Here is a 22917-nt window from a genome sequence, read left to right as displayed (position 1 = left end):
GCGGCGGCGCCGTCGGTGGCAAGTGCCTGCTTCAAGCCTTCGATGCCGCCATGCGCGACGTAGTCGTCGATCGAAAGCGGATCGGTGATGCCGATGCGGGCGAATGTCAGCCGCTGCTGTTTCTTCAGATACGGAATTTCATCGACCACGCCGACGCTGCGTGCGTGGTCTTTGCCTTCGATAAAGCCGGCGTCGAAGAGCGCTGCGACATCCGTGTCTTCGACGTTCGCGTAGCCGATGCGGCCCGCGGGCGTTTCGACTTCGACGAGCGGCTCGAGCCACAGCAGGCCGCGCGAGCCGTTGCGAACCAGTTCGATCGGGAGGCCGCGGCGGGCGGCTTCGTTGACGATCGCATCAGCGAGTGCGTCGGCGCCGAGCGCGAGCGCGGAAGAATCGCGAGGGACGTAGATGCGCGTCATGCCGTTTCCTCCACACGTTTCATGGCTGCGGCGAGCAGCGCGTCGAATTTTTGCGGCGTGACTTTTGCGTGCAGCGTGTCGTTGATCATCATGGCCGGCGACAACGCGCACTGCCCAAGGCAATACACCGATTCGAGGCCGACTGCGTCCGCATGACCGTGAGGTTCATCGAAGCGGCAACCGGTGTGCGTTTCGATGTGCTGCGCCAGCGCCTCGGTGCCCATGCTGCGGCACGCTTCTGCGCGACATAGCTGGACCGTCACGCGGGCAGCGGGCTGCGTGCGGAAATGATGGTAGTAGGTGATCACGCCATGCACTTCGGCCCGCGACAGACCGGTCGCCCGCGCGAGCGGGGCGACCACGTCCGGTGGCACGAAGCCGGCTTCGTCCTGGATCGCGTGAAGGATCGCTAGCAGCGACATGCCCGGGCGCGCGTGGCGTTGCACGAGCTGTTCCGGATCAGCGACTTTTGTATTGTCCAAGCTGGGGCTCCTCCAAAGTCAAATATGCACTTGTTATTCATAATGTGTGCATCTATGCTTCGTTTTTACATGGGTCTTGAGCGAACAATAGGCGGCTCGCTCGCCTGCTGCAATAGGAAATCTAGTTACATATATGAGCCGATGATCAGGATCGAATGCCAGGCGCAGCTGGTCGTGCGCGACGTGGATGGTCGGGAGGCCAGCCTGACGGACGTCGTGCCGTTGCTGGCGCTCGTCGACGAATCGGGCAGCATCGCGCAGGCCGCGACGCTTAAGGGTTTGTCCTACCGTCACGCATGGGGTTTGCTGCGCGCGATCGAGGAGCGTCTCGGCGGCGCGTTGATCGCCAAGGAGCGCGGCCGCGGCTCGGTGCTGTCCGAACTCGGGCAGGCAGTGCTGCGGGCGCAGCGTCTGTGTGGCGAGCGGCTCGACGGCAACATGCAGGCGCTCGCGAGTGAAGTGGCAAGCGAACTGAACCGCTGGCTCGTGCCACCCACCGACGATGTGCGTATTCACGCGTCGCACGGCTATGCGGTCGCGGCACTCGTGACCGAGCTGGTCGCACGCGACATTCCCGTCGACATCAAATACCGAGACAGCGCCGAAGCCGTGACTGCGCTCGCACGGGGCGAATGCGATCTCGCGGGCTTCCATTTGCCGCGAGGGGCCTTTCGCGAAGCCTGTGCGCACGTCTATCGGCGCTGGCTCGATCCGCAGCATCACGTGCTCATCCACCTGACGCGCCGCAAACAGGGGCTCTTCCTCGCGAAGGGCAATCCGAAGCGGATTGCGGGTTTGAGCGACCTGTCGCGCGGCGACATCCGCTTCGTCAATCGACAGCCGGGATCCGGCACGCGGATGCTGCTCGATCTCGCGTTGCGCCGCATCGGCATCGATCCGGACCGGGTGAACGGCTACGCGTCGGCGGAATTGACGCACTCCGCGATTGCCGCGTTCGTCGCAAGCGGGATGGCGGATGTGGGGTTCGGTGTCCAGCCGGCCGCGCATCACTTCGGGCTCGACTTCATTCCGGTGGTCGATGAAGACTATTACTTCGCGTGCGACCGCCAGGCGCTGGAGCGAGCGCCGCTGGCGTCGGTCGTCGCGTCGCTGCGCAGCGACGCGTTCCGCGCCGGCGTCGCGCGGCTCGAAGGATATGATCCGCTGCACTGCGGCGAAGTCGTCGATCTCGACCGCGGTCTGGCAAGCGTGACGGAGTAAGCGCGCGTAATAAGTTAGCGAGCCCGTGGCGCTGCAGCGCGGTACGGTTTGCGATACTCTCTACGCTTCGCACCAGCCTCAACTGCGCGCCATGCCGCGCCGAATCGACATGAAATTCCTTCTCAACGCATGCGCAGCAGCCGTTACGGCTGGCGCGCTTCTCGGCACCGTCTCCCTCGCGTTCGCACAGAATTCCCCCGGCGTGCCGGGCGGCATCCTGCAGGACGAATTCCGCCTGCAGGAGCATCCGCAGTTGCCGTTCGCCGCGTCGGCGCCGTCGAAGAAGTATCAGAAGGACACACCGTCGGCACGCCGCCGCAAGGGCGACAACGGGGATCCGAACGGCTGCAACCTGCAGTGCCCTGAAGATGAGTAAGCGCGCTTTCCGGCGTGACTGCCGGGCTACGGCTTCGCGACGTGCCATACGTCCTTGAAGCCGTCGCCTTTCATGTCTCCCGGGTTCGTGTCTTTCGCAAAGCGATAGAGCGGATGGCCCTTGTACGCCCACTGCTGCTTGCCGTCCGCTGACGGAATCACGCTCCAGTCGCCCGACGGCTTGTCATACGAATCCGCTGTGGCTGCGGGCCACGCTTGTGCGCAACCACCTGTGCAGGCGCTCTTGCCGGGCGTCGTGTCCTTGTCGAACATATAGAGGGACATGCCTTTTTCGTCGACCAGATGGCCACCGACCGTTTTGGGCATCTCGGCGAATGCCGTCTGCTGGATGGCGAGGACAGCGAGGAAAAGAATCGTCTTGCGCATGATGGTCGCTCCTGTTCTGGACGTTGTGCGATTGAGTTGAGTCGTTCTGTGTGAAAGCACACGACACGCAGGCTCGCGTGCATGAAATAAACGGCTGGAAACATCGGGTTATTCCGCGCGGCCTCGTGTTTGCTGTTGGTTTTTTAATCGCGGATCGGGTGCGGGCCTTACCTCATATATCTCCGGATGCTGATTTCAAACGTCATGGCGTGATGCCGGCTGTCTCGAGTGTCTTTATCTGTCAGATAGTATCTCGCGATCCGTCATGGATTCTCCTCGCACGGTATTTTTGTTCAAGTCGTAAATTCCACATCGGATGTCCATCCGTCGTCGATGAGGCATGGAATCAGGCCCAGGCGGAGGCTTCCGGGAGATCTCCTTGCTCCATGTTGTCGATAGTGATTTACGGGTTTGAATTAAATATGACTTTTCCTAAAAGCAGATTCGAGGCGAAGTTTCAGAGTATATTTAGTTATTGACTTTATTGAATGGGTAGTCGTAAAACAAGGTAAAAATATCTCATCCTGAAAAATAAGGGTGCTACGATTTACGTCGCCTTGGGTAGTGTCATTATTCCCAGGCTAAATCCAGTCAACCTCTTATTCAGAGTAAACCAATATGCAAAAAATCGATCGCAATGAACTGGCCCAATCCGCTGTCGCAGGCGGTTGCTGCAAAGGTTCCAGCGCTCCGGTCAACCCGCCGGCAACCAAGCCGGTCGCTTAACGGCTAGGTGTCGCGAGACGGCCCCGGCATGGGGCCGTCTTTCGCGCATCGATGAATATGTTTTTGAGCAAAACCGTGCACCTGTTCCTTGCGTCGCTTCGCAGCGTGGTCGCGCGGCAGGGGAATCGATTGAAGAGAGCCGTGGTCGCACGGATGCCGCCTGGAGCGATCGAGCCACTCGCAATGGCGGGTTGGCGGCTATGGAGTCTTCTTGATATCAGGATGCGCATGAGGGCCGAGGAGCGCTGTGAAACCGGTCGACATGTGCTGGCGCATGGTTCGTTGGACTCGTGGCGCGTGTCTGCTGGCGCCTTGCTCGAAAGCCTCATCGACCAGCGAATCTACTTTGGCAGACTGCTGCGCGGCAGTGAGGCGTGGCCCGATCTGCAGGCCGTGGCTGCGGCCCTCGCCGACAGCATCCGGCAACTGCGAGTCGACGAACCGGGACGTCCGGTCATTGTGTCGCCGTTTCACTATGTATCCCAGTACGCGAACATCTACGTCGTCGACGAATTGCGCGCGTTGCTTGGGCTGGAGTCGATTGCGGTTGTGTCGGGGGTCCCGCGGGACCTGTACGGAGACGATCACGCGCAGATACCGGGCGTGAGCGTGCTTTACACATACGAGGACAACAACCGGAACGGACTCGGGCTGCGCGTCGCCCGGGCGTTGAAGCGTAGCGGTGTCGTCGTGGTCTTCGCCGATGTGCCGCCGTTCACGATGCACCGGTTCCCGATGGAGACCGTCGGCGTCTCGATGTTCGGCCGCCGCGCGCGCATTCACCACGGCGTGTTTCGGCTCGGTAAACAGTTCGATGCGATGTTGATGCCGTTCTATCTGCGCTTCGAGCACGGGCGCTTCAGCGCCGAATTGCTGAAGCCGATGCCGCTTGCAGATCCGGGCGCACCTCAGCAACTGGCTCACTACATCGAGGCAGCGCTGACTGACAACTATCCCCGTTGCCTGGTCGTCGGCCATCCCGCGATGTACGCGTTCGCGCCTGTCCGATAGGCGCGCGAATGCGCGCCGCGCCGGCAGGTCATGCGCGCCAGTTCAGGCAGCCAGAGAGGGCCGGCTCGAACCCGGCACAAACGACGCTATGGAACCCATCAATCTCCCGCAATTCCACGACATTTCGTGGCGCTGGGTCGCTTATGCGACGTCGGCGCTTGTCACCATTAGTATCGCTTTCGCGTTCTTTCGCGAAGTCGAACTCAAGCAGGATGTGCGCGCCGAAATCGTGTCTCCCGCTGAAATCAAGATTCAGGGGCTGAGTGGTCTCGTGTCGGATGTCTATGTTCACCCGTCTACACCGGTGACGCCTGGGGCGCCGCTTTTCCGGCTCGAGCGCGACCTGTCGCTTGCGAGCGACGGCCGGCCGCGTCCGGCATTCGACGAGCGCATGCGAGACGAACAGGTCCGCGCGACGGGCTTGCAATACGAACAGCGCCGGGCCGAACTTGCCGCGCAACTGCAAATGTCGCGGCTGACGGAACAGAGCCGCCGCGCGGAAATAGCCGCGCTCGATGAGCAAACCGCCCAGAACCGGCAACTGACGAAAGAAGCCGGGCAAAAGCTGGCACGGCTGGAATCGGTCTCCGGGTATGTGACCGCGGACCGGATCGAACAGGCGAGGGCTGATACGCATCAGGCGAGAGTCGTGGTCGCGCAGGGCATGGCCCGGCGTCAGCAATTGCAGGCGGAACGGGGTGCTGCACGGAGCACACAAACCGAACTCGACGCGCAACTGAAGCAGCTCGAGGCGAAGCACGCGCGCGATCTGCAGGACATCCTCATGCGCTTCGAAGAGAACAGACAGAACGCGACAATCTCCGCGCCGAAAGCGGGCGTCGTCACTTTTTCCGGACTGGTGCCGGGCCGCACGCTGGCACCCGCCGACGTGGCGCTTGTGATTGCCACTGGCTCCGGCGGCCCACTGCGCGCCGCGCTGCGCATTCCATCACGGCGGCGCGGTTTCGTGCGCGAAGGGCAGATCATCCGGCTCAAGTTCGACGCGTTCCCGTACGCAAAATTCGGCAGTTATGAGGCCCGTATCGATTCGATTTCGCGTACGACGGTCCGCTCGCCGATTTCGCCGACGGGCGCCTCGGAGCCGGCCAACCCGGAAGGCGACTATATGGCGTGGGCCACGCTGGCTGGCAGCCAGTTCAGTTTCGAGCGGCGGCATTTCGACATCCTGCCCGGCATGGGAGCGACCGCGAGCATCGTCATCGAACGCAGAACGATTGCCGAATGGGTGCTCGCGCCGTTGTACCGCATGCTGAGGGGCTGACGATGCGCGCCATTTATCAAAACGAAGTCGCCGAATGCGGCTACGCATGTCTGGCGATGGTGTTGTCGCACTTCGGACGCGCCACCGAAGTGCGCGAACTGCAGGCCTTCAGAGCGATCTCGTCGAACGGTCTCACGCTGATGGATCTGTATGACGTTGCAGTCGAGTTCGGTCTGGCCGTACAGGCCTACCGGTTCGATGTTGCCGATCTGCCCGGCGTCAAACGCGGATCGATCCTGCATTTCGGCGGTGCGCATTTCGTCGTCTTCGAAAAGTGCGGTCGCGGCTATGTGCAGGTGATCGATCCGGCCAGCGGCCGGCGGCGTGTTTCAATGGACACCTTCGTCGCCAACGTCTCCGGCTATCTGCTCGAGTGCGCGCCGACGCCTGCCATGCCGCGCATGCGCGACCGCTCGCGCGTGCCGGCGGCGCTCGCGCGCGTGCGGGCGCTCAACCCGCAACTGGACGCGCAGATCCTGAAGGTGATGTTCGTCGCGCTGGGCAGCCAGTTCGCGATTCTGGCGATGCCGTATCTCGGCAACCTCGTGCTCGACGACGTCGTGGCCGCGGACAACGTGAATCTGCTGAACGTGCTGATCGTCACGTTCTCCGGCATTTTCTTCGTTGGTGCATTCAGTCAGTACGTACAGAGCTACCTGGTCGAGCTTTTGCACGGACTCGCTCAGGCAAACATGACAGAAGGTCTTATCAGCCATCTGCTGCGCAATCCCATTCCGTACTTTGAAAAGCGTCATGTCGGCGATCTGTTCGCGCGGTTCAAGGCGCAGGACGAGATCAGCCTCTTCGCGACGCGCACCATGATTTCGCTGGGCATCGATGTCGTAGTGGGCACCCTGGCGCTTGCCCTGATGCTGGTGCAAAGCCCGCAATTGACCGTCGTCGCGTTGCTGATCTTCGGGATCTACGTGGCGGTCTCGTTTCTTTTGTTCACACGCATGCGCGACACTCACGCGCTTGTGATGGAGAAGTCGGCGCGCTGCGACGACACGCTCATCGAAACGATCCGCGCGGCATCGCTGATCAAGCTCTCCCAAGGCGAAACGAGGCGCACGGCGATATTCATGTCGAAGTACCGCGCCTATATTGCGGCGCTTGTGCAAAGCGGACGGCTTGCCAGCGCGCGTGATGCAATTCTCAAACTCGTGAACTACGCGGACATGATCGCCATTACCTGGCTGGCCTCGCGCTTGATGCTGCGCGGTGCTGTCTCGGTCGGCGTGTTTTATTCGTTTCTGATCTATAAATCGCTGCTGTCAGAACGCTTCGCGCGCTCGATCAATGCCGCGTTCGAGTACTTCATGCTGAGCGTACCGGTCGCCCGGGTTGGCGATATCGTCGACTGCGAAGGCGAGCGCTATACGCCCGCGCGTGACGTCCGCAAGACCGTCGAAGTGCGGTCGTTCGAGCAGATTGACGTGCTCAACGTGACGTTCCGCTATGGCGTGTCTGATCAACCCGTGCTCGAGGGGGCGAGCATCACCATCCGGAAGGGCGACAAGATCGTCATCACCGGTTCATCAGGGAGCGGTAAATCCACGTTGTTCAAATTGCTTGCCGCGGCCGAACCGCTTCAGGAAGGGCAGATCACGCTGAACGGGATCGCGTGGCCGAACCTCACCGTCGACGAAATCCGGCGCCACGCGGTCCACATGCGGCAAGGCGACCTGATCCTGCACGGCTCGATTGCCGAAAACGTGTCGCTCTTCGCAGGCAACGCGGACGAAGCACGAATTCACGCGCTGCTCGACGATGTGGGATTGCTCGCCGACGTGATGCGTCTGCCGATGCGCACGCGCACCGTGATCAGCGACACGATCGCCAACATCTCTGCCGGCCAGCGGCAACGGCTTCTGCTCGCGCGCGCGTTGTATCAGCAGCGTGAGCTGATGTTGCTCGACGAGCCGACTTCGAACCTCGACCCCGTGTCGGTCCGCCATATCGTGGCGTTGCTTCAACGGCTGGACTGCACGATCGTGGTGATTACACATGACATGTCGCTGGCTGCGGCATTCGATACGCGCTACCGGCTGGTCGATGGTGCGCTGGTGCGGGAAATGTCGCGCGATGAGACGCGCACCGAGGTTGCCGCTCATGAATAAGTACGCGCTGTCGATCTGGCTGGCGCTGGCGTGTTTCGCTCTTGCAGGAAGCGCAGTCGCAGTCGATCTGTTGACGGTCGTCGAACAGACGCTCGACCGTGACGCGGATCTCTCCGCCTTCCGTGCCGGCTCCAGAGCGGCGCAACAGGCTGTCCCCAAAGCACGCGCGGCGTTGCTTCCACGACTGGAGGGCGGATGGGGGCGGGCGTATAACAGCACCGTCACGGAGGGCGGGCCCCGCAGTACGTACTGGCAGAACGGCTGGACGGTCAGCCTCACACAGCCGCTTTTTGACTGGAGCCGTTGGACGACGTACAAACAGGCGAATTTCGTCGAAGCGCGCGGCGTTGTCGAAGTAGCGCACGCGCAGCAGATCGCGATTCTGCGCGCGGTGCGCGCCTTCTTCGACGAGCTGGCCGCGGAGGACGAACTGGCGAGAGCGAGCGATTACAGACAGGCACTCGATTCTCACCTGGATCAGCTTCGTCGCAGGCAGGCGGCGGGCGAGGCGACCGTGATCGACCTGCGCGAAGCCGAGGCAGCCCGGGAGCAGGCCGGCTTGCAGCAACTGGATGCGCTCAACGATCTGCGACTCAAGCGGCTCAGCCTGGAAGAGCTGACTGGTCAGCCCTTTTCGGCGCTTTCGCGGCTGTCGGGCGCAGCGACCATGCCGCGCCTCGATCCCGACGACATGGAGAGCTGGGCGGCCGAGGCAGAAGCGTATGACTATCGGGTGCAATCAAGGCAGATCGACTGGCGAATCGCGAAGCTGGATATCGAGAAGGCGCGCGCCGGGAATTTTCCGGTGGTGAGCGTGACCGCGAGTCACACGCCCGCGGGTGCAGCAGCCGGGTACGTCCGTCCGACGACTACCAGCACGGCGATGCTGTCGGTGACCATTCCCATTTTCGAGGGGGGAGAAACGCAGGCGCGGGTAGACGAGGCGGTTGCGCTGGAGGAGAAGGCGCAGAACGATCTGCTGTCGACGACCCGTCAGGCGGGCGCGACGGCACGGGAAAGCTGGTGGCGTATTCACTCGGGCGTCGAGCGAATCGACTCGCTGACGCGGCTGATGCAAACATCGCACGCGGCGCTTGTCGCGACGCAGGTGGGCTACAAGGTGGGCAGCCGCGCAAATACCGACGTGCTGCGGGCGTCGGACGTCTTTTACACGAATCGTCGTGACCTGATCCGGGCGCGGTACGAGACCGTCGTCGCGCTCCTGCAACTGAAGGCAGCGACGGCGGCGCTGAACGTCGACGAGGTGGAGCGAGTGAACACGCTGCTGGTTCCAGCCGGAAATGCGCCGGCGCCTGCGGAGGCGCAGCCCGTGCTGCGGGTGCCTCCAGTGAAATGAACGGGGATACTGAGGGGGATACAGGCCGGAGCAACAAAAAGCCCCGCGAAGCATAAGCTGGGCGGGGCGTTCTGTTCAGATGCTGCAAGGTGCTGCTACTGCCAGGGTTTGTTCTGGTGGAGCCGGCGGGAATCGAACCCGCGTCCGTAAGCACTCCACAACCAGTTCTACATACTTAGTCCTGTCATTTGATTTAACCGCACCGACGCGGACGAACACGCTTCGTGACGGCGAGTCACTAGATTTTAGGCCCTGGCGTCGTGACACCACCAGGGATTAACTGACGTGAATGACCTTGCCGGGTCTTGCGACCCCTAACCCGTCAGTGAGTTAGTGCAAGGCTGGCGGGGTTAAGCCGCCAGTGCGTACGTTTCGTCGTTCGCAGTTACTAAAGTCCCATTGATTTACGAGGTGACGGGTCCTCGGTATGCCCTGAGTTGCTTTGCTACCCACGTCGAAACCAGGTCGGCCCCATGTGGAGTCTAGATTATCCCATAGAACCCGGAATGAGGCTAACGCCGCGCGGAATCAGGGGCGCGGTGTGGTGACCGGGTGATTCAGACGATGTCGCGCAGTAGCTTCCGCAGTTCGGCCGTCGACTGGACGACGTGCTTCGCGTGCCACTTCGTGGGCGGCAGATCGTTGCCGCAATAGCCGTACGCCGCTGCGACGGTCACCATGCCGGCGGCGAAACCCGCCTGCACATCGCGCAGATCGTCTCCGACGTAGACGATGCGCTCCGGCGGCACCGCCAGTTCCTTCGCGGCGTGCAGCAGCGGTGCAGGGTGCGGTTTCGAATGTGGGGTCGTGTCGCCGCTGACCACGCATCCGGCGCGTTCATCCAGCGCAAGCTGGGCGACCAGCGGTTCGGTCAGGCGTGCCGCCTTGTTGGTGACGATGCCCCAACGGACGCCGCGTGCGTCCAGTTCGTCCAGCACGGCATCGATACCTTGAAACAGCGTCGTCTCGATGCACAGGTCGGCTTCATAGTTCGCCAGGAATTCCTCGCGCATCGACGCGAATTCGTGATCGTCAGGGCCGATACCGAACGCGCCGCCGATCAGGCCACGGGCACCCGCTGAAGCCAGCGGGCGGAGATCGTCGAGCGGCACCATCGAGAGGCCGCGCTCGTGGCGCATCTTGTTCACGGCGGCGGCGAGGTCAGGCGCCGTGTCGGCCAACGTGCCGTCAAGGTCAAACAGGACGGCCTGGCAGAGGCCGATCGACGTTTCGTCGTCTTCGCGTTGGGGCAGGGGCGTAGGGTCGCTCATGGGTACGGGCTTGGGAAGGAAGACGAGGCCGGGCCAGTCAGGCGTCGCGCCGGCAGGCGAGCATGTAATTGACGCTTGTGTCGTCGGACAGCGCGAAGTGCTTGCTGACCGGGTGGTAGACGATGCCCTTGATGTCGGCAGTGCTCAGGTCGGCGGCGCGCACGAAGCCGGCGAGTTCCGACGGACGGATGAAGCGCGCGTAGTCGTGCGTCCCCTTCGGCAGCATGCGCGCGATATATTCGGCGCCGATCACCGCAAACAGGTACGCCTTGAGATTACGGTTAAGCGTCGAGAAAAAGACCCAGCCGCCCGGCTTGACGAGCGTCGCGCATGCGGCGACCACGGCTGCCGGCTCGGGCACGTGCTCGAGCATTTCCATGCAGGTGACCACGTCGTAAGTGCCCGGTTCGCGGGCGGCGAGCGGCTCCGCGGCGATCTCTTCGTAATCGACGGTTACACCGCTTTCAAGGCTGTGAAGGTCGGCGACGCCAAGAGCCTCTCGTGAGAGGTCGATGCCCTTCACATCGGCGCCAAGTCCGGCCATCGATTCCGACAGGATCCCGCCGCCACAGCCAATGTCCAGCACGCGTTTACCCGGCAGGTGGGCATGCGCATCGATCCATTTGAGCCGGACCGGATTCAGTTCGTGAAGCGGCTTGAATTCGGCGTTCGGGTCCCACCAGCGATGGGCGAGATCGCTGAATTTCTGCAGTTCGTGGGGATCGGCGTTGGTCATGTCGGTTACGGACCTTGAGGAAAGCGGGTGAACGGGTAGGCGAGGATAAACCCTGAGTATATAGGCCGTCTGAGACAGCGGCAAAATGACGCGCACTCGTGGTGCGGTTGAGCCGCAGACCGGCCCCCGTAAGGGGATTTTCCAGTTGTGCGAGCGACACGAATGCGCATCGCACATAAAAAAAGCCCCGCCGAAGCGGGGCTTTGACACTGCGGTAACTCGTGGCTTACTGCTTTGCCGTACCCACAACTTCGACTTCCACGCGACGATCCGGTGCGAGGCAGGCGATGAGTTGCTTGTGGTTCTTCTGGTTGCAGCCCGTCGTAACCGGGTTGCGCTTGCCCTTGCCTTCCGTATAGATACGGTTGGCTTCGACGCCCTTGCTGACGAGGTATGCCTTGACAGCTTGAGCACGGCGCATCGACAGACGGTCGTTGTAGGCCACCGAACCGATACGGTCCGTGTAACCCGTCGCAACCACAACTTCCAGGTTCAGAGCCTGGATTCGCGAAACGAGTTCGTCCAGCTTTTCCTTGCCAGCCGGCTTCAGGACAGCCTTGTCGAAGTCGAACAGCGTGTCAGCTTGATACGTAACCTTTTGGCTGGTGATGGCCGGAGCGACCGGCGCCGGTGCCGGCGGGGTCGGAGCCTGGGCTACCAGGGCGCCATCGCACTTCGCGTTAGCCGTTGCCGGCGTCCAGAACGCATCGCGCCAGCAAAGCTCGTTCGTGCCGTTCATCCACACGTATTCGCCGGTGCCGTTCACCCAGTTGTCGTTCGTGGCTTGTCGCGACGCCGGCACCGATTGTGCCGAAGCGGATGCAGCCATTACTGCGGTAGCTGCAATGAACGCGAGCTTTGAAAGTTTATTCATATTTCTCCTCTCGAAATTGAGATTACCGCAGGTTTACTGCGAGCCTGTTGACCGAACACAAGTCATACATTGCTCGAAGTATAACATTGGTGCGGAACAAAAGACGTGCTGTGTAGACTTCGAGCAGTGTCTAACTCTTTGTGCGTTGGCATTTTGCCATATCGTTCCCCTCGTACGATAAAAAAATCCTCCCCCGTTTCCCGCCCCTGGCCAATTGTGGTGCATGCGCAACAAAGAGCTGTCAAGCCTTTTGCGCACGTTCGTTTTATTCCGACGGAAGGGGTGTCTCCGGAAAAATCTACCGCCGGATTGATCTCAAGATTGGCCGCCGGACTGACCGCATGGCCGATCGGCGTACGTCCACGCAGGAGCCGTTCCCGACCATCCCTCTAATAGGTATACGTACCCCGGTCGGGAGCGGATGCCGCGCATGTTAGAATCGCGTGATGCGTTGCGCCTGCAGCGTCTACGCGAAGTCGGGGTCTTGTTGCCGTCTTCGCATGTAAAAAGATACGGATAATGGATCAATTCGCCAAAGAGACTCTGCCAATCTCCCTAGAGGAGGAAATGCGCCGTTCGTATCTCGATTACGCGATGAGCGTGATTGTGGGGCGTGCGCTTCCCGATGTTCGCGATGGCCTGAAGCCGGTCCACCGGCGCGTGCTGTACGCGATGCATGAACTGAACAACGACTGGAACCGCGCCTACAAGAAGTCCGCGCGTATCGTTGGCGACGTGATCGGTAAATACCATCCGCACGGCGACACCGCGGTGTACGACACGATCGTCCGGATGGCCCAGGACTTCTCGTTGCGATACATGCTGGTCGACGGGCAGGGTAATTTCGGTTCGGTCGACGGCGACAATGCCGCGGCGATGCGGTACACCGAAATCCGCATGGCGAAGATCGGCCACGAACTGCTCGCCGACATCGACAAGGAAACCGTCGACTTCCAGCCCAACTACGATGGCAGCGAAAATGAACCTGCGATCCTCCCGGCGCGCATTCCCAATCTGCTGATCAATGGGTCGTCGGGCATCGCGGTCGGGATGGCGACCAACATTCCGCCGCACAACCTGAACGAAGTCGTCGACGCCTGTCACCACCTGCTGAAGAACCCGGAAGCGACGATCGACGAGCTGATCGAGATCGTCCCGGCGCCGGATTTCCCGACGGCCGGCATCATCTATGGCGTCGCCGGCGTGCGCGACGGCTATCGGACCGGCCGCGGCCGCGTCGTGATGCGCGCGCTGACGCACTTCGAGGAAATCGACCGTGGCCAGCGCATGGCGATCATCGTCGACGAACTGCCGTATCAGGTGAACAAGCGTTCGCTGCTGGAGCGCATCGCCGAGCTGGTCAACGAGAAGAAGCTGGAAGGCATCTCCGATATTCGCGACGAATCCGACAAGAGCGGCATGCGCGTCGTGATCGAGCTGAAGCGCGGCGAAGTGCCGGAGGTCATCCTCAACAATCTGTACAAGGCGACGCAGCTGCAGGACACGTTCGGCATGAACATGGTCGCGCTGGTCGACGGCCAGCCGAAGCTGCTGAACCTGAAGGAAATGCTCACGTGTTTCCTGTCGCATCGGCGGGAAGTGCTGACGCGGCGCACCGTATACGAACTGCGCAAGGCCCGCGAACGGGGTCACGTGCTGGAAGGTCTGGCGGTTGCGCTCGCCAACATCGACGACTTCATCGCGATCATCAAGGCCGCGCCGACGCCGCCGATCGCGAAGCAGGAGTTGATGGCGCGTCCGTGGGATTCGTCGCTCGTGCGTGAAATGCTCGCGCGCGCCGAATCCGAGAACGCGTCTGCGGGCGGCCGCGAAGCGTATCGTCCGGATGGCCTGAATCCGGCGTTCGGCATGCAGGCCGACGGCCTGTACCGCCTGTCCGACGTTCAGGCACAGGAAATCCTGCAGATGCGTCTGCAGCGCCTGACTGGCCTGGAGCAGGACAAGATCATCGGCGAGTACCGCGAAGTGATGGCCCAGATCGCCGATCTGCTGGACATCCTCGCCCGCCCGGAGCGCATTACGGCCATCATCGTCGACGAACTGACGTCGATCAAGACCGAATTCGGTGACGCGCGTCGCTCGAAAATCGAGCTGAATGCGACCGAACTGAACACCGAAGACCTGATCACGCCGCAGGACATGGTGGTCACCATGTCACATGCCGGTTATGTGAAATCGCAGCCGTTGTCCGAATATCGCGCCCAGAAGCGCGGAGGTCGCGGCAAGCAGGCGACGTCGATGAAGGAAGACGACTGGATCGACACGCTCTTCATCGCGAACACGCACGACCATATCCTCTGCTTCTCGAACCGCGGCCGCGTGTACTGGGTCAAGGTGTACGAGGTGCCGCAGGGTTCACGCAATTCGCGCGGCCGTCCGATCGTCAACATGTTCCCGTTGCAGGACGGCGAGAAGATCACGGTCGTGTTGCCGGTGAAGGAGTTCTCGGCCGACAAGTTCGTCTTCATGGCGACCTCGTCAGGAACGGTAAAGAAGACTCCGCTGGAAGCCTTTAGCCGGCCGCTGCGCAAGGGTATTATTGCGGTCGGTCTGGACGAAGGTGATTATCTGATCGGCGCGGCCATCACCGATGGCCAGCATGACGTCATGTTGTTCTCGGATTCGGGCAAGGCCGTGCGTTTCGATGAGAACGACGTCCGTCCGATGGGCCGCGAAGCGCGCGGCGTGCGCGGCATGCAACTCGAGGACGGCCAGCAGGTCATAGCTCTCCTTGTCGCCGGCGACGAACAGCAATCGGTGCTGACCGCGACCGAAAACGGCTATGGCAAGCGCACGCCGATCACGGAGTACACGCGTCACGGACGCGGTACCAAGGGCATGATCGCCATCCAGACGTCCGAGCGCAACGGTCGTGTGGTCGCCGCCATCCTGGTCGATCCCGAAGCCCAGATCATGCTGATCACCAATACAGGTGTGCTGATCCGCACGCGTGTGTCGGAGATCCGCGAAATGGGGCGTGCCACGCAAGGTGTTACACTCATCAGCCTCGATGAAGGCACGAAGCTTTCCGGCCTGCAGCAGGTAGCGGAAGCCGAGGCAGAGGTTGAGGGCGACGCCGAAGGTCCCGCAGACGGTGCCGATAGTGACACGAACGGTGAAGATGGCGGAGCTGCCTGAACCATGTTCGCGGCTTGCAGGTGATGAGTGAAAGCCGCGTGAAATCTGTGTGCACGTTAGAACGTAGCAGCGCGATTCACGCGGCGGGTAGTTCGATAATTTCTCTTAGGGAGTAATGATGCAAAAACGATTCAAGCAGTTGATGTTGCTGGCAGCTTTCGTACCGACCTTGGCGATGGCGCAGGCACTTCAGACCCAGCAGGAAGCCCCGGCCGCAGCGGCGGCACCGGCAGATCCGGCGAAGCAGGCTGCGATCAAGGAACTGCTGGACGCGATCGACGCGCAAAAGCTCGTCGGCGCGATCGGCAACAGCGCACAGATGCAGGCAAAGCAACTCGTTCCGGCGATCCTGTCGGACGCACTGACCGAAAACAAGTCGCTGACGGACAAGCAGAAGCAGGCTTCCGTCCCGACGCTGCAGAAGACCGCCGTGCCGAAGCTGGTTGACTCGGCAGGCCAGGTGTTCGCGACGGACGCATTCCGCCAGGACGCCATGCAGGCTCAGTACGACGCGTACGCCAAGTACTACAGCACGCAGGAAATCAAGGACCTGACCACGTTCTACAAGAGCCCGACCGGCCGCAAGTTCATCCAGGTGCAAGACCAGGTGGGCCGCGACGTGGTGAATGGTCTGATGCAGAAGTACATGCCGCAGTCGATCAAGGCAACGCGTGACCAGGCCGACAAGGAAGTCGCTTCGGTCAAGGTGCCGAAGTAATAAGCTAGCCGAACGGGCTAGCCGGCATTAGCGAGCCGGCCGGACGGGGCGCCGCGGGGTTTCCGCGAAGTGATATCAAGGCGCCCGGGTTTGGCGGGTTGCCGGTGTCAGTGCGATAATGGCCGTTTGCGCGCACGCGCAGACGGCCATTTTCTTTTTGGGCGCGGGATTCGGGCTTTTTTCTCCGCTGCGCCTGCTTCCGGGGTTTTCACGATGCGCGTCTTTAATTTCTCCGCCGGACCGGCGGCCATGCCCGAAGAAGTGCTGCGCCAGGCGGCCGATGAAATGCTCGACTGGAACGGTAGCGGCATGAGCGTGATGGAAATGAGTCATCGCGGGAAAGAATTCATGTCGATCCACGAGGAAGCGCTTGTCGACCTGCGCGAACTCCTCGTAGTGCCGGCAAGCCACCGCATCCTGTTCCTGCAGGGCGGCGGTCTCGGAGAAAATGCGATTGTGCCGATGAACATGCTCGGCAGGAAGCAGAGCATCGATTTCGTGATTACCGGTTCGTGGTCGCAGAAGTCCTTCAAGGAAGCGCAGAAATACGGCACCGCGCACATCGCCGCGACCGGCCAGACGGCTGATGGCTTTACCCGCGCGCCGTCGCGTGCGGAATGGCGGCTGTCGGACGATCCAGCCTACGTGCATTTGTGCACGAACGAGACGATCCACGGCGTCGAAACCTTCGAAATTCCTGATCTCGGCGATATTCCGCTGGTCGCGGATGCGTCGTCGCATATCCTGTCGCGCCCGATGGACATCGCCAAATATGGGGTCCTGTTCGGCGGCGCGCAGAAGAATATCGGCATGGCGGGCGTCACGGTCGTGGTCGTGCGCGAAGACATGCTGAATCGTGCGCTCGCGATCTGCCCGTCAGCATTCGAATGGAAGACCGTCGCCGAGAACAATTCGATGTACAACACGCCGCCCACATACGCGATCTACATCGCCGGGCTCGTGTTCAAGTGGCTCAAGAAGCAGGGCGGCCTCGCGGCCATGGAAGCACGCAACCTCGAAAAGTCGAAGCTGCTCTACGACGCGATCGATGCGAGCCGCTTCTATCTGAACAAGGTCGAGCACAAAGCGCGGTCGCGGATGAACGTACCGTTTTTCCTCGCCGACGAGTCGCGTAACGAAGATTTCCTGGCCGGCGCCAAAGCGCGCGGGCTGGTGCAGCTGAAGGGCCACAAGTCCGTCGGCGGCATGCGGGCGTCGATTTACAACGCGGTGCCGCTCGAAGGCGTTAATGCGCTCGTCGAGTACATGAAGGAATTCGAACAGCGCAGTGCCTGATTGTCCGGCGCGCGCATCCTTTTCCGCAGTTTTTTCGGCAGGGCCGTTTTTCACGCATGGACGACGAACTTAATTCACGACTCAAACCGCTGCGCGATCGCATCGATGCGATCGACGCGCAACTGATTACGCTCCTCAACCAGCGCGCGGCTGTCGCGCTCGAGGTGGGCGAGGTCAAGAAGCATTTCAACGCACCTGTGTTTCGCCCGGAACGCGAACAGCAGGTCATCGCGCGTTTACAGGGCATGAGTGATGGCCCGCTCGCCGACGACCACATCAGCGCGATCTGGCGCGAAATCATGGCAGCCAGCCGCGCGCTCGAAAAGCCGATTCGCGCGGCGTATCTGGGGCCGGTCGGTACCTATAGCGAGCAGGCGATGCACGAATACTTCGGTCAGTCGATCGAAGGTCTGCCGTGTCCGTCGATCGACGAAGTGTTCCGTTCGGTCGAAGCGGGCGCAGCCGAATTCGGCGTGGTGCCGGTCGAGAATTCGACCGAAGGCGCGGTCTCGCGCACGTTGGACCTTTTGCTGCAGACGCAGCTTGTGATCGGCGGCGAGCTTGCCCTGCCGATCCATCACAACCTGCTGACGCTCAACGGGGGGCTGACGGGCGTGACGCGCGTCTGCGCGCATGCCCAGGCGCTCGCACAATGCCAGCGCTGGTTGTCGACGCATGCACCGCATCTTGAGCGCCAGGCCGTGTCCAGCAACGCCGAAGCCGCGCGCATGGCCGCCGAAGATCCGACCGTTGCCGCCATTGCCGGCGATCGCGCCGCGACGCACTACGGCTTGCAGGTCGCGTACTCGCTGATCCAGGATGACCCGCATAACCGCACGCGCTTCGTGATGATCGGCAAGGAGCCGTCTGGCGTGAGCGGCTACGACCAGACGTCGCTGATTCTGTCGGTGAAGAACGAGCCCGGCGCGCTCGTCAAGCTGCTCGAGCCGCTCGCGCGGCACGGCGTGTCGATGACCCGTTTCGAGTCGCGTCCGGCGCGCGTCGGGACGTGGGAGTACTACTTCTACATCGATATCGAAGGCCATCGCGACGATGCGGCAGTGGCCGTTGCACTGGCCGATCTCGAGAAGAAGGCGGCCTTTCTGAAGATTCTCGGCTCGTATCCGCGCGCCCGCTGATACGAAGCCCCCCAACGCTCAATCCCATACGCCAACTGGCATCGTCGATCTGGAGTCACTCATGACAGCGCAATTCGGTCCTTCCTATGTCCGTGCAATCGCGCCTTACGTCGCCGGCAAGCCGATTTCGGAAGTTGCCCGCGAGTTTGGCCTCGATGAAGCGAACATCGTGAAGCTCGCGTCGAACGAAAATCCGCTCGGCATGCCTGAGTCGGCGAAACGGGCGATCGCGCAGGCGGCGAGCGAACTGGGCCGTTATCCGGATTCGAACGCGTTTGAACTGAAGGCTGCGCTCGCTGAGCGCTACGACGTGCCGGCCGAGTGGATCACGCTCGGCAACGGCAGCAACGACATTCTCGAAATCGCGGCACACGCGTTCGTCGAGAAAAACCAGGCGATCATCTATTCGCAGTATTCGTTTGCTGTCTATGCGCTCGCCACGCAAGGTCTGGGCGCGCGCGCGATCATCGTGCCGGCCGTGAAGTACGGCCACGACCTGGACGCAATGCTGGTCGCCATCACGCCGGACACGCGTCTGATCTTCGTCGCGAATCCGAATAATCCGACCGGCACGTTCATCGATGGTCCGTCGCTCGAGGCGTTCCTCGACAGGGTGCCGCGCGACATCGTCGTCGTCCTGGACGAGGCCTATACGGAATATCTGGCACCGGAAAAGCGCTACGACTCGATCGCGTGGGTGCGGCGTTATCCGAATCTGCTCGTGTCGCGTACGTTCTCCAAGGCGTATGGTCTGGCCGGATTGCGCGTCGGGTTCGCGATTGCACAGCCTGAGCTGACTGATCTGCTGAACCGTCTGCGTCAGCCGTTCAATGTGAACACACTGGCCCAGGCCGCGGCAATCGCTGCGCTCAATGACGAGGCGTTCCTCGAAAATAGCGCTGAACTCAATGCACAGGGCTATCGTCTTCTGACTGACGCGTTCGACCGGCTTGGCCTCGAATATGTGGCTTCCGACGGCAACTTCGTGCTGGTGCGTGTCGGCAATGAGAACGACGCGGGCAACCGCGTCAACGTCGAATTGCTGAGACAGGGCGTGATCGTGCGGCCGGTCGGCAACTATGGCTTGCCGCAGTGGCTGCGTGTCACGATTGGCCTGCCTGCCGAAAACGCGGCGTTCCTCGCGGCGCTCGAAAAATCGCTGGCGACTGCATCGGCCTGAACGGCCGGACCCAATAACGCGCGCTGTTGAGGCGCGCTTTTTCTGTGACCGCTGTGGCCGCATTCTCTTTCAACAAGCTGGTGATTTTTGGGGTCGGGCTGATCGGCGGATCGCTCGCGCGCGCGTTGCGTGAGCGGGACGGCGTGGCGGGTGCCCGTGAGGTGATCGGTGTCGGTCGCTCGCCAGCGTCGACCGCGCGAGCGCTCGAGCTCCGCGTGGTCGACGGCACGGCGTCGCCAGGCGACGACGCGGCACTGCGCGCCGCGCTAAGCGGGGCGGACCTCGTGCTGCTGGCGGCGCCCGTTGCGCAGACCCGTGCGCTGCTGGAGCGTATTGCGCCGTTTCTCGATGACGCCACTATCGTGACCGATGCTGGCAGCACGAAGTCCGACGTCGTCGCGGCGGCTCGCCTGGCGCTTGGCGCGCGAGTGAGGCAGTTCGTGCCGGGACACCCGATCGCGGGCCGCGAATCGAGTGGCGTCGATGCCGCGCTACCCGACCTGTACGTCGGTCGCAATGTCGTGTTGTGCGCGTTGCCTGAGAATCCTCCGGAGGCCGTCCGGCGTGTTGCCGCCATGTGGGAGGCAACCGGTGCCTGCGTGCACGAGATGTCGGTGGAGCAGCATGATCGCGTGTTCGCCGCGGTGAGCCACTTGCCGCACGTGTTGTCGTTCGCGCTGGTTGAACAGATTCTCAATTCGCCGGATGCCGCACTGAAGTTTTCGTTTGCTGCGGGCGGGTTTCGCGATTTCACGCGGATCGCGGCGTCGAGCCCTGAAATGTGGCGCGACGTCTGCGTGGCCAACCGGGCTGCGTTACTCGATGAGCTCGACGCCTATACAGCGGTGCTCGCGCGCCTGCGTGCGTCGATCGAAGCCGCCGACGGCGCCGCGCTCGAAGCCGTTTTCTCCCGTTCGCGCGTGGCGCGCACGGAATGGCAGGAGCGCGGCGCGAAGATGCCTGCCGGTGACGCCTCGAAATAACAGGACACACTCATGGACTACCTCGATCTCGGACCTTATACCCGTGCGTCCGGCACGGTCCGCCTGCCCGGCTCGAAGAGCATTTCGAACCGCGTGTTGCTGCTCGCTGCGCTCGCTGAGGGCGAAACGACGATCACCAACCTGCTCGATTCCGACGATACCCGCGTGATGCTCGCCGCTCTCGAACAACTCGGCGTGAAGCTGAAGCGTGACGGCGACACCTGCGTCGTGTCCGGCACGCGCGGCGCGTTTACTGCGCGCACCGCCGACCTGTTTCTCGGCAACGCCGGCACAGCGGTCCGTCCGCTGACGGCGGCGTTGGCGGTGAACGGCGGCGACTATCGTGTACACGGCGTGCCGCGGATGCATGAACGGCCGATTGGCGATCTGGTCGACGGCTTGCGGCAGATCGGCGCGAAGATTGACTACGAGGTGAACGAAGGTTATCCGCCGTTGCGGATCCGTCCCGCGAAGATTGCCGTCGACGCGCCGATTCGCGTGCGCGGCGACGTCTCGAGCCAATTTCTGACGGCGTTGCTGATGACCCTGCCGCTCGTCAAGACGGAAAGCGGCGTGACGACGGTCGAAGTGGCCGGCGAGCTGATCTCGAAGCCGTACATCGACATCACGATCAAGCTGATGGCGCGCTTCGGCATTGAGGTGGAACGCATCGGCTGGGAGCGTTTCACCGTCCCGGCTGGGCAGCGTTATAAATCGCCGGGCCAGATCATGGTTGAGGGCGACGCGTCGTCGGCATCGTATTTTCTGGCTGCCGGCGCGCTGGGTGGTGGCCCGCTGCGCGTCGAAGGCGTCGGGCGGGCGAGCATTCAGGGCGACGTTGGCTTCGCGACGGCGCTCATGAAAATGGGGGCGAATGTCTCGATGGGCGACGACTGGATCGAGGTGCGCGGCGTGGGGCATGACCACGGCAAGCTTGAACCGGTCGACATGGACTTCAACCTGATCCCGGACGCTGCCATGACGATCGCTGTTGCCGCGCTCTTCGCCGACGGCACCACGCGGCTGCGCAACATTGCGAGCTGGCGCGTCAAGGAAACCGACCGGATTGCCGCGATGGCGACCGAACTGCGCAAGGTCGGCGCGAAGGTGGAGGAGGGCGAAGACTACCTCGTCGTTACGCCGCCCGCCAGGCTGACGCCGGGCGCCGCTATCGATACCTACGACGACCACCGGATGGCCATGTGCTTCTCGCTGGTCAGCCTGGGCGGTGTACCCGTGCGGATCAACGATCCGAAATGCGTCGGGAAGACCTTCCCTGACTATTTCGAGCGATTTACCGCGCTTGCGAAACCCTGACCCCGATTTGACCCTACCCGATTCGACGCGCGACTTTTAGATGAAACCGATCCGTCCCTTTCACCAGACGCCCGTCATTACGATCGACGGCCCGACTGCCTCCGGCAAAGGCACCGTGGCCGCTCTGGTCGCCGCGCATCTCGGCTTCCACCTGCTGGATAGCGGCGCGCTGTACCGGCTGGCTGCACTCGCCAGCCTGCGCTACAACATCCCCGCGGACGACGCAGAAGCGCTTGCAAAACTGATCAACGACCTGCATATCACATTCCGCGAGGGCCTTGCGCAACTCGACGGCGTTGATGTATCGGCGGAAATCCGCCAGGAGGAGATCGGCAACCGGGCCTCCGCGATCGCCGTCCACGCACCTGTGCGGGCCGCGCTGGTGGCTCGTCAGCGGGCCTTTCGCAAGGAACCGGGGCTCGTCGCCGACGGCCGCGACATGGGGACGGTGATCTTTCAGGACGCCGTGCTGAAGGTGTTTTTGACGGCCAGCGTCGAGGCTCGCGCCGCCCGGCGGCATAAGCAATTGATCCAAAAAGGTTTTTCTGCTAATATAGATGACTTGCTTCGGGATTTGCGTGAGCGCGACGAACGCGATAGTCAACGCGCGGCCGCGCCGCTCAAGCCCGCAGCGGATGCGAAGCTTCTCGATACCTCGGCGCTATCGGTCGACCAGGCGGTCGATCAGGTTGTTCAGTGGTTCCGGAGCGTCAGCGTCAAAGCGTGACTGAAATCGGCGTGATTGAAGTCATTGCGATCGAAGTCAGGCAGTAGATGTACAAGCTGTAGTGAAGTTGTACCGTAGGTGCTCCGCGGTGGTCGTGGAGCGTGTTTTAACCCCTTAACCCCGCATGGCATTCGTTC

At 62.1% G+C, this 22917-nt stretch carries 20 protein-coding genes, 1 other RNA gene and 1 pseudogene; 15 read left to right on the top strand and 7 right to left on the bottom strand.

The window, feature by feature from the left end; translation table 11 throughout:
- Positions 1-419 (bottom strand): annotated as a pseudogene (locus P3T23_RS42285) (formate dehydrogenase); the annotation flags it as partial.
- On the bottom strand, positions 416-901 hold the full coding sequence (locus P3T23_RS42280) for an NAD(P)H-dependent oxidoreductase subunit E (RefSeq protein WP_429322002.1): 486 nt from the start codon (positions 899-901) through the stop codon (positions 416-418). The pseudogene P3T23_RS42285 and the gene P3T23_RS42280, both read right to left, overlap by 4 nt.
- 141 nt (positions 902-1042) lie before the next feature.
- Between P3T23_RS42280 and P3T23_RS42275 the strand changes: the two genes are divergently transcribed.
- Both P3T23_RS42275 and P3T23_RS42270 read left to right on the top strand, forming a co-directional pair.
- The gene (locus P3T23_RS42275) at positions 1043-2122 is read left to right on the top strand and encodes a substrate-binding domain-containing protein (RefSeq protein ID WP_429322001.1); all 1080 of its coding nucleotides are present in this window, start codon (positions 1043-1045) and stop codon (positions 2120-2122) included.
- 109 nt (positions 2123-2231) lie between these two features.
- The gene (locus P3T23_RS42270) at positions 2232-2498 is read left to right on the top strand and encodes a hypothetical protein (RefSeq protein WP_429322000.1); all 267 of its coding nucleotides are present in this window, start codon (positions 2232-2234) and stop codon (positions 2496-2498) included.
- Between the two features lie 26 nt (positions 2499-2524).
- Here the strand turns inward: P3T23_RS42270 and P3T23_RS42265 are convergent, their stop codons facing one another.
- Positions 2525-2884 (bottom strand): COG4315 family predicted lipoprotein, encoded by a 360-nt coding sequence (locus P3T23_RS42265; protein WP_429321999.1) that lies wholly within the window; start codon positions 2882-2884, stop codon positions 2525-2527.
- Positions 2885-2934: 50 nt separating this feature from the next.
- On the opposite strand from P3T23_RS42265, the gene P3T23_RS42260 reads away from it, so the two are divergent.
- From P3T23_RS42260 to P3T23_RS42240, 5 genes are all read left to right on the top strand, one after another.
- Positions 2935-3363 carry a hypothetical protein gene (locus P3T23_RS42260; RefSeq protein WP_429321998.1) on the top strand — a complete coding sequence of 143 codons (429 nt, stop codon included), beginning with the start codon at positions 2935-2937 and terminating at the stop codon, positions 3361-3363.
- 544 nt (positions 3364-3907) lie between these two features.
- Positions 3908-4621, top strand: coding sequence for a hypothetical protein (locus P3T23_RS42255; RefSeq protein ID WP_429321997.1), 714 nt, complete (start codon positions 3908-3910; stop codon positions 4619-4621).
- A gap of 88 nt (positions 4622-4709) precedes the next feature.
- Positions 4710-5903, top strand: a complete 1194-nt coding sequence (locus P3T23_RS42250) for an HlyD family secretion protein (protein WP_429321996.1) — start codon at positions 4710-4712, stop codon at positions 5901-5903.
- Positions 5904-5905: 2 nt separating this feature from the next.
- Complete coding sequence (locus tag P3T23_RS42245; protein ID WP_429321995.1) at positions 5906-8023, top strand: peptidase domain-containing ABC transporter; 2118 nt, start codon at positions 5906-5908, stop codon at positions 8021-8023.
- A complete protein-coding gene (locus P3T23_RS42240; RefSeq protein ID WP_429321994.1) occupies positions 8016-9380 on the top strand; it encodes a TolC family outer membrane protein in 1365 nt (454 codons plus the stop codon). Before P3T23_RS42245 ends, P3T23_RS42240 begins: the two co-directional genes overlap by 8 nt.
- Positions 9381-9494: 114 nt before the next feature.
- On the opposite strand, the gene ssrA is transcribed toward P3T23_RS42240, so the two are convergent.
- The 4 genes from ssrA to ompA all read right to left on the bottom strand — a co-directional run bounded on the left by ssrA (position 9495) and on the right by ompA (position 12261).
- Positions 9495-9853: a transfer-messenger RNA gene (gene ssrA, locus P3T23_RS42235) on the bottom strand.
- Between the two features lie 84 nt (positions 9854-9937).
- On the bottom strand, positions 9938-10651 hold the full coding sequence (locus tag P3T23_RS42230; protein ID WP_133662188.1) for an HAD family hydrolase: 714 nt from the start codon (positions 10649-10651) through the stop codon (positions 9938-9940).
- A gap of 37 nt (positions 10652-10688) precedes the next feature.
- Positions 10689-11387, bottom strand: coding sequence for a bifunctional 2-polyprenyl-6-hydroxyphenol methylase/3-demethylubiquinol 3-O-methyltransferase UbiG (gene ubiG, locus P3T23_RS42225; RefSeq protein ID WP_429321993.1), 699 nt, complete (start codon positions 11385-11387; stop codon positions 10689-10691).
- Between the two features lie 226 nt (positions 11388-11613).
- Positions 11614-12261: an outer membrane protein OmpA gene (gene ompA / locus P3T23_RS42220; RefSeq protein WP_133662190.1), complete on the bottom strand. Its 648-nt coding sequence runs from the start codon at positions 12259-12261 to the stop codon at positions 11614-11616.
- Positions 12262-12828: 567 nt separating this feature from the next.
- Here ompA and gyrA point away from each other — a divergent pair.
- The 8 genes from gyrA to cmk all read left to right on the top strand — a co-directional run bounded on the left by gyrA (position 12829) and on the right by cmk (position 22780).
- On the top strand, positions 12829-15420 hold the full coding sequence (gene gyrA, locus P3T23_RS42215; RefSeq protein WP_429321992.1) for a DNA gyrase subunit A: 2592 nt from the start codon (positions 12829-12831) through the stop codon (positions 15418-15420).
- 118 nt (positions 15421-15538) lie between these two features.
- Positions 15539-16138, top strand: coding sequence for a DUF2059 domain-containing protein (locus P3T23_RS42210; RefSeq protein WP_429321991.1), 600 nt, complete (start codon positions 15539-15541; stop codon positions 16136-16138).
- 213 nt (positions 16139-16351) lie between these two features.
- Positions 16352-17434 (top strand): 3-phosphoserine/phosphohydroxythreonine transaminase, encoded by a 1083-nt coding sequence (gene serC, locus P3T23_RS42205; RefSeq protein WP_429321990.1) that lies wholly within the window; start codon positions 16352-16354, stop codon positions 17432-17434.
- Between the two features lie 56 nt (positions 17435-17490).
- The gene (pheA, locus tag P3T23_RS42200; RefSeq protein ID WP_429321989.1) at positions 17491-18573 is read left to right on the top strand and encodes a prephenate dehydratase; all 1083 of its coding nucleotides are present in this window, start codon (positions 17491-17493) and stop codon (positions 18571-18573) included.
- A 61-nt stretch (positions 18574-18634) separates the two neighbouring features.
- Entirely contained in the window at positions 18635-19753 is a 1119-nt protein-coding gene (hisC, locus tag P3T23_RS42195) for a histidinol-phosphate transaminase (RefSeq protein WP_429321988.1), read from the top strand.
- A gap of 44 nt (positions 19754-19797) precedes the next feature.
- Positions 19798-20736: a prephenate dehydrogenase gene (locus P3T23_RS42190; RefSeq protein WP_429321987.1), complete on the top strand. Its 939-nt coding sequence runs from the start codon at positions 19798-19800 to the stop codon at positions 20734-20736.
- 12 nt (positions 20737-20748) lie between these two features.
- Positions 20749-22053: a 3-phosphoshikimate 1-carboxyvinyltransferase gene (gene aroA, locus P3T23_RS42185; protein WP_429321986.1), complete on the top strand. Its 1305-nt coding sequence runs from the start codon at positions 20749-20751 to the stop codon at positions 22051-22053.
- 40 nt (positions 22054-22093) lie between these two features.
- Positions 22094-22780 (top strand): (d)CMP kinase, encoded by a 687-nt coding sequence (gene cmk / locus P3T23_RS42180; protein ID WP_429321985.1) that lies wholly within the window; start codon positions 22094-22096, stop codon positions 22778-22780.
- The last annotated feature ends 137 nt before the right edge of the window (positions 22781-22917 follow it).

The sequence above is a fragment of the Paraburkholderia sp. GAS448 genome, assembly GCF_050435685.1.
Classification (GTDB): domain Bacteria; phylum Pseudomonadota; class Gammaproteobacteria; order Burkholderiales; family Burkholderiaceae; genus Paraburkholderia.
Note: the sequence above shows the minus strand (reverse complement) of the source record. Positions and strands in the feature narration are given on the sequence as shown.